The sequence below is a fragment of the Clostridium sp. genome (assembly GCF_030532265.1).
Classification (GTDB): Bacteria; Bacillota; Clostridia; order Clostridiales; family Clostridiaceae; genus Clostridium.
The window spans coordinates 1-16,681 of record NZ_JAUNLM010000047.1 but is presented as its reverse complement, the minus strand read 5'-3'; the positions used below and the strand labels follow the sequence as shown (position 1 = coordinate 16,681).

The 16,681-nt window shown below is 28.8% G+C and carries 12 protein-coding genes, 3 tRNA genes and 1 other annotated feature; all 15 genes read right to left on the bottom strand.

Annotation, left to right across the window (positions count from 1 at the left end; translation table 11 throughout):
* Positions 1 to 763: Mur ligase family protein (locus tag Q4E08_RS09545; RefSeq protein WP_303130516.1), on the bottom strand; the 763-nt coding region annotated here is incomplete at its 3' end.
* A gap of 216 nt (positions 764 to 979) precedes the next feature.
* The gene (locus tag Q4E08_RS09540; protein ID WP_303130514.1) at positions 980 to 1,363 is read right to left on the bottom strand and encodes a PH domain-containing protein; all 384 of its coding nucleotides are present in this window, start codon (positions 1,361 to 1,363) and stop codon (positions 980 to 982) included.
* 179 nt (positions 1,364 to 1,542) lie between these two features.
* Complete coding sequence (locus Q4E08_RS09535) at positions 1,543 to 2,943, bottom strand: glycine--tRNA ligase (RefSeq protein ID WP_303130512.1); 1,401 nt, start codon at positions 2,941 to 2,943, stop codon at positions 1,543 to 1,545.
* Between the two features lie 48 nt (positions 2,944 to 2,991).
* Positions 2,992 to 3,157, bottom strand: a binding site (T-box leader).
* 115 nt (positions 3,158 to 3,272) lie between these two features.
* Positions 3,273 to 3,347 (bottom strand) — tRNA-Asn (locus Q4E08_RS09530).
* A 12-nt stretch (positions 3,348 to 3,359) separates the two neighbouring features.
* Positions 3,360 to 3,434, bottom strand: a tRNA-Asn gene (locus tag Q4E08_RS09525).
* Positions 3,435 to 3,449: 15 nt separating this feature from the next.
* Positions 3,450 to 3,524: transfer RNA gene (locus Q4E08_RS09520), tRNA-Asn, on the bottom strand.
* A gap of 187 nt (positions 3,525 to 3,711) precedes the next feature.
* Positions 3,712 to 5,217, bottom strand: a complete 1,506-nt coding sequence (gene lysS / locus Q4E08_RS09515) for a lysine--tRNA ligase (protein WP_303130510.1) — start codon at positions 5,215 to 5,217, stop codon at positions 3,712 to 3,714.
* A 14-nt stretch (positions 5,218 to 5,231) separates the two neighbouring features.
* The gene (greA, locus tag Q4E08_RS09510; protein WP_303130508.1) at positions 5,232 to 5,714 is read right to left on the bottom strand and encodes a transcription elongation factor GreA; all 483 of its coding nucleotides are present in this window, start codon (positions 5,712 to 5,714) and stop codon (positions 5,232 to 5,234) included.
* 276 nt (positions 5,715 to 5,990) lie between these two features.
* The gene (gene dusB / locus Q4E08_RS09505) at positions 5,991 to 6,974 is read right to left on the bottom strand and encodes a tRNA dihydrouridine synthase DusB (RefSeq protein WP_303130507.1); all 984 of its coding nucleotides are present in this window, start codon (positions 6,972 to 6,974) and stop codon (positions 5,991 to 5,993) included.
* Between the two features lie 7 nt (positions 6,975 to 6,981).
* A complete protein-coding gene (locus tag Q4E08_RS09500) occupies positions 6,982 to 7,761 on the bottom strand; it encodes a type III pantothenate kinase (RefSeq protein WP_303130506.1) in 780 nt (259 codons plus the stop codon).
* A gap of 127 nt (positions 7,762 to 7,888) precedes the next feature.
* Positions 7,889 to 9,559 carry a formate--tetrahydrofolate ligase gene (locus Q4E08_RS09495; protein ID WP_303130505.1) on the bottom strand — a complete coding sequence of 557 codons (1,671 nt, stop codon included), beginning with the start codon at positions 9,557 to 9,559 and terminating at the stop codon, positions 7,889 to 7,891.
* A gap of 236 nt (positions 9,560 to 9,795) precedes the next feature.
* Entirely contained in the window at positions 9,796 to 11,598 is a 1,803-nt protein-coding gene (gene ftsH, locus Q4E08_RS09490) for an ATP-dependent zinc metalloprotease FtsH (protein ID WP_303130503.1), read from the bottom strand.
* A 75-nt stretch (positions 11,599 to 11,673) separates the two neighbouring features.
* On the bottom strand, positions 11,674 to 12,213 hold the full coding sequence (gene hpt, locus Q4E08_RS09485) for a hypoxanthine phosphoribosyltransferase (RefSeq protein WP_303130501.1): 540 nt from the start codon (positions 12,211 to 12,213) through the stop codon (positions 11,674 to 11,676).
* Positions 12,214 to 12,215: 2 nt separating this feature from the next.
* The gene (tilS, locus tag Q4E08_RS09480) at positions 12,216 to 13,616 is read right to left on the bottom strand and encodes a tRNA lysidine(34) synthetase TilS (RefSeq protein WP_303130500.1); all 1,401 of its coding nucleotides are present in this window, start codon (positions 13,614 to 13,616) and stop codon (positions 12,216 to 12,218) included.
* A gap of 275 nt (positions 13,617 to 13,891) precedes the next feature.
* Positions 13,892 to 16,282 carry a stage II sporulation protein E gene (gene spoIIE / locus Q4E08_RS09475; protein WP_303130499.1) on the bottom strand — a complete coding sequence of 797 codons (2,391 nt, stop codon included), beginning with the start codon at positions 16,280 to 16,282 and terminating at the stop codon, positions 13,892 to 13,894.
* Between the last annotated feature and the right edge of the window lie 399 nt (positions 16,283 to 16,681).

The following is a 16,681-nucleotide window of genomic DNA, read 5'->3' as shown; positions in this document are numbered from 1 at the left end:
TTTTTAATATTCTTTTTGAGCTAAACTCTCTAACTTCACCTTTAGCTTCTTTTTCGAATGAATATGTTATTTCATTTTCTCTATTTACAACTAATACTCCATCCTTTTCTCCATATAAAAATATATTTTTCTTTGCATCTATATATTCTTGCATGTCTTTATGCATATCTAAATGATTAGGTGCTAAATTTGTACATATAGCTACATCTATAGGTAAATCCATAGTCATAAGTTGAAAACTTGATAACTCTAAAACTACCATATCATCTTTTTTTATATCTTCTATTTGAGAAAAAAGAGGTGTACCTATATTTCCTCCAACCCAAGTTTTATATCCTTGCTTTTCTAATAATTTTGATATTATAGTTGTTGTTGTTGTTTTTCCGTCACTACCTGTTACTCCATAAATTTTTCCTTTACAATATCTAACGAACTCTTCCATCTCTGATGTTATGTATGCCCCTTCTTCTTTAGCTCTAACCAAAGCATCACAATCAATTCTCATAGAAGGAGTTTTGAATACAACATCAAATCCACTTAAATTGTCTAAATAATTTTCTCCAAGTGAAAGTTTTACACCTTTATTTTTAAATTCTTCAGCTATCATGCCAAGCTTATCTTCAGTTTTTATATCAAAAGCTGTTACTTTTGCATCTAATTTAACCAAAAAATTTATAAGAGGAATGTTACTAACCCCTATACCTACTACAGCTACTTTCTTATCTCTTATAAAATCTTTAAATTCTTTAAAATCTTTTCTCATACTTTGCCTCCAAGTCTTCCTTGCCCTCAACTTATATTATGAGTCGTCTTTAATTTTGTCCCATTTGCTTTTAATTATAACACTATATATTATTATTTTTAACTACTGTAAAATATCATATATACTAATTTAAATAAATCTAAATAATTTTATTTTATTTTTTATTAAATATCTATTATTTAAAGAAATAAAAAAGGTACTTAAAGATAGTACCTTTTATTTTATTACATATTCATCTATTACTTTAAAAACTTTAAATAATAAGTCATTCATATTTTTGTCCTTTAAAAATTGAAGTTCTATTTCAAGCCCTCCAGACAAAGTTAATTTAATTTCAGAATCTAAATCGAATCTTCCTGATGTCTCAATAGAATAAGTAACTATTTTGCTATAGGGTATTACAAAATACTCTACTTTCTTGCCTGTTAATCCTTGCTTATCACATATCAATATCTTTTTATCAGTAATTATTGCGGCATCTCTAAATGTCTTTATTGCAAATAAAGTTTTTTCATTATTATTTATAAACTTATTCAACTCTTCCGGCGCTTGTATCTCTCCATAAAAATTAAACACTCTCTTATTTAATATCTCAGCCATATTTATACCTCCCAAAACCAATAAAATATTGTATATTTATATATTAATAATATTATAATTTTAAAATTTAAACTACAATTTATAATATTATTTTCATAATAATTATTTTTAAACATTTATATATAAAAATAAAAGGAGCATTTTAAAAATGCTCCCTTTATTTATTTAAAATTATATAATTAAAATTCTAAACTCTTTGCTATATAAGCTTCTAAATCTTCTATTTTTATTCTTTCTTGTTCCATTGAATCTCTATCTCTAACAGTTACTGCTCCATCTTCTAATGTATCAAAGTCTACTGTTATACAGAATGGAGTACCAATTTCATCTTGTCTTCTGTATCTCTTACCAATACTTCCTGTTTCATCAAAATCTATATTGAATTTCTTTGCTAACTCACCATAAACTTCTAGAGCTTTATCTGATAATTTCTTTGATAAAGGTAATATAGCCGCCTTAAATGGTGCAAGTGCTGGATGAAGGTGCATTACAACTCTTGAATCTTGCTTTGTTTCTGTTGATAAATCTTCTTCATCATAAGCATCAACTAAAAATGCTAAAGCAACTCTATCAGCTCCTAATGATGGTTCTATACAATATGGAACATATCTTTCATTATTTGAAGGGTCTAAGTAGCTCATATCTTGACCTGAATGTTCTTCATGTTTCTTTAAGTCATAGTCTGTTCTATCAGCTATTCCCCAAAGTTCACCCCAACCAAATGGGAATAAGTATTCTATATCTGATGTTGCTTTTGAATAGAATGATAATTCTTCAGCTTCGTGATCTCTTAATCTTAAACACTCTTTATTCATCCCTAAATTTAATAGGAAATTCCAACAATAATCTCTCCAGTATCCAAACCACTCTAAGTCTGTTCCTGGCTTACAGAAGAATTCTAATTCCATTTGTTCAAATTCTCTTGTTCTAAATGTAAAGTTACCTGGTGTAATTTCATTTCTAAATGATTTACCTATTTGAGCTATACCAAATGGCACTTTCTTTCTTGAACTTCTTTGAACTTGTTTAAAGTTTACAAATATACCTTGAGCTGTTTCTGGTCTTAAGTATATTTCATTTTTAGCATCTTCAGTTACTCCTTGGAAAGTCTTAAACATTAAGTTGAATTGTCTTATTTCAGTATAGTTCATCTTTCCACATTTAGGACATACTATATTATGTTCTTCTATGTATGCTTTTAATTGTTCATTTGACATACCATCTGCTGAAGCAACTTCTACTCCACTCTCAGTCATATGATCCTCAACTAATTTATCAGCTCTAAATCTTGATTTACATTCTTTACAATCCATTAATGGATCTGAGAATCCACCTAAGTGACCTGAAGCTACCCAAACTTCTTTATTCATTAAGATAGCACAATCAACTCCTACATTATATGGGCTTTCTTGAACAAATTTCTTCCACCATGCTTTTTTTACGTTATTTTTAAATTCTACTCCTAAAGGACCGTAATCCCATGAGTTTGCAAGTCCACCGTATATATCTGAACCTGGGAATATAAATCCTCTATTTTTACATAGTGCAACTATTTTTTCCATAGTTTTTTCTACTGCCATTGTTAATCCCTCCAAAAATTTTTATAATAAAAAAAGCCTTAAGCACAATAAAGGGACGAAAAACTTTCCGCGGTTCCACCCTTCTTGGCTAAAGCCCAACTTTCTAATTAAAATGCTCAAAAGTTCCCTTCAATTTAATCTATTAATGATTTGCACCTACCATCATCTCTCTTTAAATAAATATAAATTTACTCTTCTTTATCAACGCATCTATTAAATTTTAAATCATAAATTTATTTTACCAAAAGGTTTTTATATGTCAAGGTATATAGCTTGATTTAATAAAAAAAGCAGTGATTAAAATCACTGCATAAATTCTAAATTAAAAATGGCTCCGCAGAGAGGATTCGAACCTCCAACCTATCGGTTAACAGCCGAGTGCTCCACCATTGAGCTACTGCGGAATATTTTTAAAATGGCTCCACGGAGAGGACTCGAACCTCCAGCCTATCGGTTAACAGCCGAGTGCTCCACCATTGAGCTACCGTGGAATATTATTTTAAAAGTGGCTCCGCGAAGAGGATTCGAACCTCCAACCTATCGGTTAACAGCCGAGTGCTCCACCGTTGAGCTATCGCGGAATATTTGCTACATTTGATATTATATCATCTTTTATATAAAATGCAACTATTTTTTAAAACTTTTTTATTTTATATTTAAATTAATTTATTTTAATAAAACTATATTATGTTTAAAAGAGCTTTTTATTTTAAATAATATTACATACAAAAAAGGATACCTCTAATGAGATATCCTTAATATATGCAATTATTTTGCTGGTTTCATTGTTGGGAATAGAATAACGTCTCTTATTGATGATGAATTAGTTAAGAACATTATCATTCTATCAATACCAATTCCAAGTCCACCTGTTGGAGGCATACCTGTTTCTAAAGCACTCATGAATTCTTCATCTAACATGTATGCTTCATCATCTCCGTATTCTCTTTCCTTAGCTTGTTGTTCAAATCTTTGTCTTTGAACTATTGGATCATTAAGTTCTGAATATGCATTACATACTTCTCTTCCATATACAAATCCTTCAAATCTTTCAGTAAATTCTTCATTTCCTCTCTTTTTCTTAGTAAGAGGTGATATTTCTACTGGATAATCAATTAAGAATGTTGGTTGAATTAAGTTTGATTCACCGTATTCTTCGAATAACATATTAAGAACTTCTCCCTTAGTTACCTTATCAAGTGGTTTAGGGAATTCTAAATGTTTTTCTTTAGCTATTGCTTGAGCTTCTTCATCTGATTTTATTTCATTAAAGTCAACTCCTGCATATTCTTTAACAGCATCAACCATAGTAATTCTTCTCCATGGTGGCTTAAAGTCTATTTCTGTTCCTTCGTACATTACTTTAGTTGTTCCATTTACTTTTTCACATACATAAGCAATCATATTTTCCATAATTTCCATCATATCATTATAATCAGCATATGCTTGATATAATTCTATAGCAGTAAACTCTGGATTATGTCTTACTGAAACTCCTTCATTTCTGAAGTTTTTACCCATTTCATAAACTTTTTCAAATCCTGCTACTATTAATCTCTTTAAGTATAACTCTGTAGCAATTCTTAAATACATATCTATATCTAATGCATTGTGGTGAGTTATAAATGGTCTAGCAGCTGCACCACCAGCTATTGGTGAAAGTATTGGTGTATCAACTTCTAAGAATCCTTTTTCATCTAAAAATTCTCTTATAGCTTTTATTATTTTTGATCTCTTTATGAAAGTATCTTTTACTTCTGGATTAGTTATTATATCCACTTCTCTTTGTCTATATCTTAAATCAGGATCTTTTAATCCGTGGAATTTTTCTGGAAGTGGCTTTAATGATTTACAAGTTAATTCAAAATCTGTAACTTTAACTGAAACTTCACCAGTTTTAGTTTTAAATACTTCTCCTGTTGCTGCAACCCAGTCACCTAAGTCAAAACTCTTATATGCTTTTAAGTTTTCCTCTCCAACTGCATCAATCTTTATGAATAATTGGATTTTTCCGTCTCTATCATGGATATCTGAGAATACAACTTTCCCTTGTCCTCTCTTTGACATTATTCTTCCTGCTACAGTTACAACTTGACCTTCTAATTCTTCAAAGTTTGATTTAACTTCTTCTGAACTATGAGTTCTTTCCACTTTATATACATCAAATGGATCTTTTCCAGCTGCTTGTAATTCAGCTAGTTTTTCTCTTCTAAGTGCCTCTTGTTCACTTAACTGAGCTTCTAATTCTTGTACATTAATTTCCTCAGTTGACATTAATTATCCCTCCGTTATTGTCTACTTATCTCTAAGACTTCATATTTATTAACTCCATCAGGTACTGTTATTTCAACGATATCTCCAACTTTTTTACCAATAAGTCCAGCTCCAACTGGTGACTCATTTGATATTTTAAATTCCATTGGATCTGCTTCTGCTGAACCTACTATTGTATATTCAACTTCTTCGTCAAATTCATAATCTTTAACTTTAACCTTAGCACCAACTGAAACAACATCTGATGGTATTTCTGATTCATCTACAACTTCAGCATTCTTAAGCATATTTTCTAATTGAAGTATTCTTCCTTCTGTAAAAGCTTGCTCATTTTTAGCTTCATCATATTCTGAGTTTTCACTTAAATCTCCGTATCCTAATGCTACTTTTATCTTTTCAGTTATTTCTTTTCTTTTAACTGTTTTTAAGTATTCTAGTTCGTTTTCAAGTTTCTTTACGCCTTCGTAAGTCATTACAAATTTCTTCTTTTCACTCATATTTAACTCCCCTTTAATAACCTAAATCGGTCTATATTTTACTATAATATTTTCAAACTATTAGAGCCCTACAAATATTGAAATTCATTTAAAATATTATAAAGCAGGGCATATAATATGTCAACAAATCTAGTGTCTTTAAACAATTACATACTATATATTATATATCCAAATACATATATACTTTATTCATATATAGTATTAATTAATTGTTTTTATGTTTAAAAATAATACAACTTTTGAATAAAGCAAAAACTTTATTCAAAAGTTAATATTTTATCTTAATTTTAAATGCTTTAATTCATTTTTATAATCAACTAAAAGTTTCATTACTTCTTTGCTATCATTTAATGTATTCATTACATTTCTTATCTCAGTACATTTAGGTAATCCTTTTATATACCATGATGCATGTTTTCTCATTTCTCTTATAGCTTTATGCTCACCATCATACTTTATAGCAAGCTCATAATGTCTAATGCACATATTGATTTTATCTTCAGGACTTATTTCTATAGGTTCCTCTCCATTTAAAACCCTTTCAATTTGTTTAAATAACCACGGATTACCCATACTTCCTCTTGCAATCATAATACCATCGCAATTAGTAAGTCTTTTCATATCTAATGCATCTTCTGGTGTAAATACATCACCATTTCCTATAACAGGTATATTTACACGCTCTTTAACTTCTTTAATTATATTCCAATCAGCTTTACCTTCATACATCTGCTTTCTAGTTCTACCATGTATAGCAATAGCATCAGCTCCTGCCTTCTCTAAAGCAAGCGCAAATTCAACTGCATTTATATTATCTTCATCAAAGCCTTTTCTAAATTTAACAGTTACAGGTTTGTTAGAAACACTTTTTACTTTTCTAACTATTTCAGCAGCTAACTCTGGATTTTTCATAAGAGCTGAACCATCACCATTTTTAACTATCTTAGGTGCTGGACACCCCATATTTATATCTATTATACAAATATCTTCTCTCTTATTAAAATGCTCCTCAACCATCTTTGCCATAATATCTGGTTCATGACCAAATATTTGAACAGCAACCGGTCTCTCTTCATCTGCTATCCTTAAAAGCTTATTAGTATTTTCACTCCCATAAAAAAGTGCTTTTGCACTAACCATTTCCGTATATACTAATCCGCATCCTTGTTCTTTACAAAGTCCTCTAAACGCAATATCAGTTACTCCTGCCATAGGTGCTAGAAATACATTATTCTTAAATTCTAGATTTCCTATTTTCATACGAGTACTACTCCTTATTTTTATTGTATATTAATCTTAATCCTTCTAGTGTTAATTCTCCGTCAACTATATCTATAACATCTGTTTCTTTTGCTATTAAATTAGCTAAACCTCCAGTAGCTATAACTATCGGTTCTTCTGAACATTTATTTCTCATTTCTTTTTTCATTTTATTTACTATATATTCAACTTGCCCAATATATCCATATAAAATACCAGCCTGCATACTTACAGTAGTATTTTTACATATAATATTTTTTGGTACTTCTAGCTCTATTCTTGGTAGCTTTGCCGCTCTTTCAAATAATGCATCTGATGATATACCTATCCCCGGAACAATACATCCCCCTAAATAATCACCCTTTTCTGTTATTGCACAAAATGTTGTTGCTGTACCAAAATCAATTACTATATTTGGTTTTTTATATAATTCAAAAGCTGCAACAGCATTTACTATTCTATCTGCTCCAACTTCTTTAGGATTATCATATTTTATATTTATTCCTGTTTTTATTCCAGGACCTACAATAATAGGCTCTTTACAAAAACATTTTCTTATCATATTTTCTAAGGAATGCATTATATTAGGCACAACCGATGATATTATTATACCTTTAACTTCCTTTGGATTTAAACCACTTTGTGAGAATAACTGCATTACTTGAATACTATATTCATCAGAAGTTTTCTTTGCATCTGTTGATATTCTCCAACTTGCTATATAGCTATCATCTTTGTTTACCCCTAACACTATGTTAGTATTCCCTACATCGACAAGCAAAATCATAAAAGCACCACCTTAATATAGTTAAAAGCAGCTATAATCAAAGCTGCTTTTATTACAATAAACTAACTTAATTTTAACAATATAATTTTAACAATTCGGCAGTATTTGTCAAGAGTTTAACAGATTATTAGAATAATCCAATAATTTCTCCATTATCTAATATATCCATTTTATTTGCAGCAGGAACTTTAGGAAGCCCAGGCATAGTCATTATATCTCCTGTTAATGCTACAATGAATCCAGCTCCATTTGACACTCTAACCTCTTTTACAGTTATATCAAAATTTTCTGGTTTTCCAAGTAAATTAGGATTATCTGATAATGAATACTGTGTTTTAGCCATACATATAGGTAATTTATCTAAATTAAATTTCTCAAGTTCTGCTATTTGTTTTTTAGCTGCTGGCGTATAATTAACATGATTAGCTCCGTATATTTCCTCAGCTATTTTTAAAATTTTATTTTCTATACTATCCTTTTCATCATATAAAACTTTAAAATCAGCTTCATTGCTATTTAATACATCTAGAACTTCTGAAGCTAATTCAGTTCCACCTTCTCCACCTTTTGCCCAAACATCTGAAAGTGCAACTCTCACACCTTTTGATTTACAAAAATCTTTAATAAATTCAATTTCTTCATCACTATCTGTAACAAATCTATTTATAGCAACAACAACTGGAACATTATATTTTTCTATATTTTCAATTTGCTTTTCTAAATTTGATATACCAAGTTTTAAAGCTTCAACGTTTGGTGTATTCAATTCAGCTTTAACAACATCTCCATGATGCTTTAAAGCTCTTATTGTAGCTACTATTACAACACACTCTGGATTTAAATTCCCATATCTACATTTTATATCTAAGAACTTTTCAGCTCCAAGATCAGCTCCAAATCCAGCTTCCGTAATAACTATCTCACCTAAATTTAAAGCAAGTTTAGTTGCTAGTATTGAGTTACATCCATGTGCAATATTAGCAAAAGGTCCTCCATGAATTATTGCTGGAGTGTTTTCTAACGTTTGTACTAGATTAGGCTTTATAGCATCTTTCATAAGTAATGCCATAGCACCTTGAATATTTAATTCTTTTGCGTAAACTGGCTCACCATCTAAATTATAAGCAATTAATATATTACCCATTCTTTCTTTAAGATCATTTAAATCAGTAGCTAAACAAAGTATTGCCATTATTTCTGATGCTACTGTTATCATAAATCCATCTTCTCTTAAAAATCCATTTACCTTTCCACCCATTCCAACTACTATATTTCTAAGAGCTCTATCATTCATATCCATAACTCTTTTAAATAATATTCTTCTTGAGTCTATTCTCAAATCATTTCCTTGATGTATATGATTATCTATAGCTGCAGCTAATAAATTATTAGCTGATGTTATAGCATGCATATCACCTGTAAAATGTAGATTTATATCTTCCATAGGAACAACTTGTGCATATCCACCACCAGCTGCTCCACCTTTAATTCCGAATACAGGTCCAAGTGAAGGTTCTCTTAACGCTATAACACTTCTTTTTCCCATTCTACTTAAAGCATCTCCAAGTCCAACAGTTACTGTTGATTTTCCTTCTCCAGCAGGAGTTGGATTTATTGCTGTTACAAGTACTAGCTTACCTTTATTATTATTTTCATTATTTTTTAAAATATCTAATGATATTTTACATTTATATTTTCCGTATAACTCTATATCATCATCTTTTAAATTTAATTTTTCAGCAATTTTTATTATTGGTTCCATTTTAGCTTCTTGAGCTATTTTTATATCACTTTTCAATACCATAACCTCTTTTCCATTAAATAATATTCGTTATTTTTAAATAAATATATTTTATTATACATTACTTTTCTAAAGTATGCCATCAAAAATATTATAACCAAAGATTTTTTCGAATTATTTTTATAAAATAAATCAAATTATTCGTGTTATTGCAATGATTATCATATTATTTTTGTTATTTCCCAGAAAATAAAAGAGAGTCTTTAATAGACTCTCTTTATACTTATTTAAATTTATGCTTCTTCAAAAATTCTTTCAAATTCTTCTCTTTCTAATTTCTCTTTTTCAAGTAACGCTCCTGCTACAGCATGTAACTTAGCTATATTATCTTTAAGAATTTTCTCAGCTCTTCTATAAGCTTCATCAACAAGACTTTTAACTTCCTTATCAATTTCAGCACCAATTTCTTCTGAAAAGTTTCTTCCTCTTCCTAAATCTCTACCTAAGAATACTTCATTTTGATCTGCACCATATGATATTGTTCCAAGCTTTTCGCTCATACCATATTCCATAACCATACTTCTAGCTATAGCACTTGTTCTATCTATATCATTTTTAGCTCCTGTACTTATATCACCTAATATAAGTTTTTCAGCTACTCTACCTCCAAGAAGTCCAACCATATCATCTTTCAATCTTAATTTTGATGTATATGCTCTATCTTCATCAGGTAAATGCATAGTGTACCCACCAGCTCTACCTCTTGGTATTATACTTATTTCATGAACTGGATCAGAGAATTTAAGAGATTTCATAACTACTGCGTGACCAGCTTCATGATAAGCAGTAAGCTTTCTATCTTTTTCACTAATAACTCTACTTTTCTTTTCAGGACCAGCTATCACTCTTGTTATAGCCTCTTCCATATCCTGCATTGTTATAGACTTATCTCCTCTTCTAACAGCAAGTAAAGCTGCCTCATTAGTAAGGTTTTCTAAATCTGCTCCTGCAAAACCAGGAGTTCTCTTAGCTAAAACATCAAGATTAACATCTTCTGCTAAAGGTTTTTTTCTAGTATGAACCTTAAGTATTTCTTCTCTTCCTTTTACATCAGGAGCTCCAACTACTATTTGTCTATCAAATCTACCTGGTCTTAAAAGAGCAGGATCTAATATATCTGGTCTATTAGTAGCTGCAATCATTATGATTCCTTCATTCATACCAAAACCATCCATCTCAACAAGTAGCTGATTAAGAGTTTGCTCTCTTTCATCATGTCCTCCACCAAGACCTGCTCCCCTTTGTCTACCAACAGCATCTATTTCATCTATAAATACTATACAAGGAGCATTCTTTTTAGCATCTGCGAAAAGATCTCTTACCCTTGATGCACCTACACCTACAAACATTTCTACAAAATCAGAACCTGAAATTGAGAAAAACGGAACTCCAGCTTCTCCAGCTATAGCTTTAGCAAGCAATGTTTTACCTGTTCCAGGAGGTCCAACCAAAAGAACTCCTTTTGGAATTCTAGCCCCCATTTCTGTATATTTAGTTGGCTCTTTTAAGAAATCAACTATTTCTTCTAATTCTTGTTTTTCTTCGTCAGCTCCAGCAACATCATTAAATGTTACTTTCTTAGAATCTGGTGTTGCAACTTTAGCTCTGTTTTTACCAAAGTTCATAACACCTCTTCCTCCACCTCCACCTTGTGATTGTTGAGTCATAACAAATAACAACACTAAGAATAATACTATAGTTAAAACTGTAGGTATTATTGATAGCCAAGCACTTGTGTTTGATGGTTTTTCAAAATCAACTTTAACATCCCCTTTAGGACTGTCAGTTATCAATTTATTTACTAATTCTTTAGGTGCATATGTTATAAATTTCTTATTATCATTTAAAACACCTTCAATAGTCATATTATCTTCACGAACATATATCTTAGTTATTTGATTTGAGTTCCATTTCTGCTGGAACGAACTATATGAAATAGTATCCGCTTTACTTCCTGTTTCCCACATAGCTACTGATGCAAAAATCAGAACAGCTAATGCAACAATCCATACAGCTGCACTTGAATATTTCTTCATTCAAGGTCCCCCTCTCTTTTTTAATTATTTTTTACATATTAACATAGATGTATTCTTTATACAATTTATCCAAATCTATTTATTATATACTTCCTCTTTTAATATAGCTATATAAGGTAGATTTCTGTACTTCTCTGCATAGTCTATTCCATATCCAACTATAAACTCATTTGGAACTTCAAAGCCGATATATTTAACTTCTAAATCAGCAGTTCTTCTTTCTGGTTTATTTAATAATGATACTATTTCAATACTTTCAGCTCTTCTAGCCTTTAAATATTTTAAAAGATAACTTAATGTTATTCCACTATCTACAATATCTTCAACTAAAAGAACATGCTTACCTTCTATACTATGGTCTAAATCCTTTAATATTCTAACAACACCTGAAGTTTCTGTTGAATTACCATAACTTGAAACAGCCATAAAATCTATTTCACAAGGTATAGTTATATTCTTTATAAGGTCTGCAGCAAATAAAACTGATCCTTTTAAAACTCCAACTACAAGTAAATCTTTACCCTTGTAATCCTTGCTAATTCTACTACCTAACTCTTTAACTTTTTCAGCTAATTGATTTTCATCAAATAATATTTCTTTAACGTCTTCTCTCATGTTTATAATTCCTCTCTTTTAATCTCTATTTTAATAATTTTTTTTGTATTACTTGTTACCTTAAATGTGTTTGATGTTTTAAGCCCTACAAGCCAAGCAATTTCATCATCAAACTGAATAACCGGAATTTCGTCTCTATAGTCCTTAGGTATTTTCATATCTATAAATATATCTTTAATTTTTTTACTTCCATTCATACCTAAAGGAATTATTCTATCTCCATTCTTCCTTTTTCTGATAGTAACATACCTATTAATTTTATCATAATCAAAATACTTAATTAAGTCATTATTTTGAAATTTTAAACTTTTTTCTTTAGTTTTAACTTCAAATTCAATTAGACACCCTAAAAAATTAATTTTAAAATTATTTAAGTCTTCTTTTTTTATTATTTCGTCTTCTATTTTATTAGCTATTTTATTTAATCTATCCTTTTTTCTTATATATACTTTACCATATATATTTTCAGCAAAGATATTGTTAGGTAAATCTATTCTTTTATGTGTTCCAATACTTTCAAGATTTATAACTTCTTTTATGTGCTTTAACTCAAAATCATATTCGCTCTTTGAAAGTTTAGTTAATGATTTTCTTATTACCCTAGTAATTATTGCCCTTTCTTCTAAAAATAATTCTTCAGAAATTATTATTTCATCATCTTTAACTTCGCAATATTTATTAAAAGATTTTTCTGCTTCATTATCTATAAATTCATTATCATCTTGAAGCAGCAAACTCATTCTATTAATAGCTTTTATAACATCATTATTAAAATTTTTCTGCATATAAGGCAATATATCTAACCTTATTTTGTTTCTGCTATATATATTTTCTAAATTTGTTCTATCTATTCTTGGATTTAAATTATTATCTTCACAATATTTTTCTATATACTCTCTCTCTAAAAACAATATTGGTCTTATATATAAATTATCTCTAAATACCGGAATTCCTCCTAAACCTTCAAGACCTGTTCCTCTCATTATTCTCATAATAATAGTTTCAGCTTGATCATTTGCATTATGTGCTGTAGCTATCTTAGTATACCCATATTTATCCTTTATTGAGTTAAAAAAATTATATCTACAGTCTCTTCCAGCAGTTTCTGTTGATACCCCTCTATCTTTTGCTATCTTATCAACATTTAATCTAATACTATAAAAATCAATACCTAACGATTCACAAAAACTTTTTGAATATTGTTCATCCTTTATTGCTTCTTCACCTCTTAACATATGATTTATATGAGCAGCTCCAAGTTTTAATTCATATTTATTCTTTACACTATTTAATAAATGTAATAAGCATATAGAATCCGGTCCCCCAGATAAACCTATTAACACCTTATCTCCTTTATTTATAAGATTATTTTCATCAATATATCTAATAAAATCTTTAACCATATTATCACTTCCTACGTAAACTTTGCTAAATCGTAATTTTGTCTTATTTATATGATACATTATATTATGTTTTTTGTAATATTAAAATTATATGTACTAAACTATATAAATCTATAAAATTAATGAAACTTACAATAAAAAAGCTGACAATAAGCCAGCTTTTTATTGTAATATACTAGATTCATAAAAACTTATTTATCTTAAGCTTTAGCTAATTTACATAAACCAAATATTTTTAACTAACCTAATAAAATTGAATATTTAATTTATATTCATTAATACACTGAATAAACCTTTGAAACTATAATAGTCATATCATCTTTTATTTTTCCACCATTAATATCTCTTGAATATTCTAATATGTCCATAGCAAGATCTTTTGGATCACTATCATTTTTAATTAAATAATCCTCAAGCCATTTGGAATCTCCAACACCATCTTTATCTACATCCAAAACTCCATCACTTAATGTTATTATTAAATCCCCACCATTAATCATTTCCTCAACACTTTCAACTTCTATCTTATCAACCAAACCAAAAGGTGGCATATTTGATGATATTTTATTTATTTTATTTCCTCTCTTTATAAAACTTGCAGCAGCTCCAACCTTATAAAAATGGGCTTTTCCTGTATACAAATCTATTGTATTTAAATCTAATGTAGCAAATTTTTCATCTTCCTCAAATTTCATACTCATTATAGAGTTTACAGTTTCTAAAGCTGTATTTATCCCTAAACCCTCTTCTATAAACTTTTCAACTAAATCAACAGTTATTTTACTTTCTTTACCTGCTTCTGGACCTGATCCCATACCATCACTTAATATAGTTACATATTTTCCACCTGGATAATTTCCAAAAGTACATGTATCTCCAGTATACTGCTCTCCCTCTTTAACTCTAACTCCTGCATAAGATTTTATTTTATACTTAGGCATTTCTTTTAAAAGTATTGAACATTCTTTGTTATTTGGTTTTATCCTACACCCTTCATCACTTATCATCATAGGATTTTTCATTACTTTATTTACTACTGGAAGAACATTTTTTATGCAATAATCACATCTTGAACATTTTTCCATATTTATTTTTATGTTAACCTTTCCACCCTTATCATTAAAACAGAAAACCTCTTTATATTTTATAGAGTTTTTGTTTAACTCTCTCCTAACAATTCTTTCAACATCTAAACACCAATCTATATCTCTTTTTATATCTCCAACCATATTATATAAATTGTTTGACATATTATTTAAATGATTTGATATAAGAATTCTACCTTCTGATAATTTTCTTTTTGTTATTTCATTTGCATTTAATATATTTAATACATCTTCTGAATTCCTTATTAAATCATACTTATTTATACATTTCTTTTCTAATTCCATAGGAAAATAATCTCTTCCCTCTTCTCTTCCCTTTAATAATAATTGAAAAGCATTATATGTTTGAGTGAACTCTCTATCCCAACATCTATTACAATTTTCACAATTTTCACAAACTCTATCAGCTAAATTTTCAATTAAAGCCGTACTTCTATTTTTGTATGAAAGCTTATCATTATCAGATATATTTCTTAATGATTTTGATACAACCCCTAACGTATTCTCAAATCCTTGAACTTTTCTTGTAAATTCATCTTTTATTTGATTTAAATGTTCTTCTTGCATTGCATCAATTTTAACTTCTTTACAAAGTTCAAGTTCTAAAGTTTTTAATATTTTCTTTGGTATTAATAGGAATATAAAACCTCCAATTAATATTTCAAAAATCCCTTGAACATATAGCCCTTTGGAATATAAAGATAAAATTAAAAATACTATCATTGATGATAAAAATGAAAATATTTTACCAGTATCCTTAAATAAACCTACAATTAAACCAACGCTGCCATAAATACCTATACCACTAATCATATCTCCTGATGTGATTCCAAGTATTACCCCCATAGTTATACCGATAGCTGCACCATTAGCTGACCCACCAATATAAGCTATAGAAATTACAATAGCTAATGATATTATATTTTTTATTGAAACTCCTACTATTGAAATTTCACCTATTCCAGCAGCCATTAAGCATATTATTATTGCTATACTTATTATTTCTTCTGTATTAAAGAAATAATTTGTGTTATATTCTCCAATACATCTTAAACTGTATTTTACAACAAAATATACTGGAACAATTAAAACTGTATTAAGTATAGAGATAGTTACACTAACGCCAAAATCATATTTTACTATCATTAAATTATATATTGTATAACTTAAAAATATTAATAAAAATAAACTTAACACGCTAATATTCTTTTTAAATTTATTTACTAAAAATGTATATCCTAAAATAGTTAAAACTGTTGTCAAGTATATCCATCCATCACTTAACGTAGCATTAACTGTAAAATACCCAATAATAGCTCCAGTTGCTGATGACAATATTTTATTTTGTGTTTTTGTCATAATTATGCTTATTAAAAAAGCCAATCCAAAAGGTGATACTCCAGATATATCACCTTCACCAAACATTATTGTTACTCTACTCAACAATAAAGATGTTATAAATATGATACATAAAATAAAGGAATCTTCCCCTAATTCTATTTTTTTACTATTTTTTTTACTTAATCCTTTTATTCTTCCCCCACTTAGTCCGTATTGCATATATCCCCCTCCGTTAATTACCAAAAATTGTAATTAAATTATAGCAACTTATCTTTTCGATATATGTCATTTTATGTTATACATTCAAACTTTCGTAAGACAATTTTCTTTAATAAATTCAACTTTCTATATTTAATCTTATTTTTCGATATTTTAATAAATTTCTAATAACTATGAACAAACTAAAGAATTAAAAGGATTAATATTAAATTTCTCAATATTTATATAATGTCAATATATATATTTTTTTGTTATTTCTTAATATATATTTTTATACATAAAATAAAAATTTACCACAAAATACTTTTGAAAATAAAAAAAGGATCTAAGAAAAATCTTAGATCCTTGGTGCCGAAGACCGGAATCGAACCGGTACGGTGTTTAACCACCGCAGGATTT

Excerpts from the sequence above, each read along its gene's own strand:
- Q4E08_RS09540 (WP_303130514.1), bottom strand. The coding sequence starts at position 1,363 with ATGGCTGAGATATTAAATAAGAGAGTGTTTAATTTTTATGGAGAGATA.
- Q4E08_RS09535 (WP_303130512.1), bottom strand. The coding sequence starts at position 2,943 with ATGGCAGTAGAAAAAACTATGGAAAAAATAGTTGCACTATGTAAAAAT.
- lysS (WP_303130510.1), bottom strand. The coding sequence starts at position 5,217 with ATGTCAACTGAGGAAATTAATGTACAAGAATTAGAAGCTCAGTTAAGT.
- greA (WP_303130508.1), bottom strand. The coding sequence starts at position 5,714 with ATGAGTGAAAAGAAGAAATTTGTAATGACTTACGAAGGCGTAAAGAAA.
- dusB (WP_303130507.1), bottom strand. The coding sequence starts at position 6,974 with ATGAAAATAGGAAATCTAGAATTTAAGAATAATGTATTTCTAGCACCT.
- Q4E08_RS09500 (WP_303130506.1), bottom strand. The coding sequence starts at position 7,761 with ATGATTTTGCTTGTCGATGTAGGGAATACTAACATAGTGTTAGGGGTA.
- ftsH (WP_303130503.1), bottom strand. The coding sequence starts at position 11,598 with ATGAAGAAATATTCAAGTGCAGCTGTATGGATTGTTGCATTAGCTGTT.
- hpt (WP_303130501.1), bottom strand. The coding sequence starts at position 12,213 with ATGAGAGAAGACGTTAAAGAAATATTATTTGATGAAAATCAATTAGCT.
- tilS (WP_303130500.1), bottom strand. The coding sequence starts at position 13,616 with ATGGTTAAAGATTTTATTAGATATATTGATGAAAATAATCTTATAAAT.
- spoIIE (WP_303130499.1), bottom strand. The coding sequence starts at position 16,282 with ATGCAATACGGACTAAGTGGGGGAAGAATAAAAGGATTAAGTAAAAAA.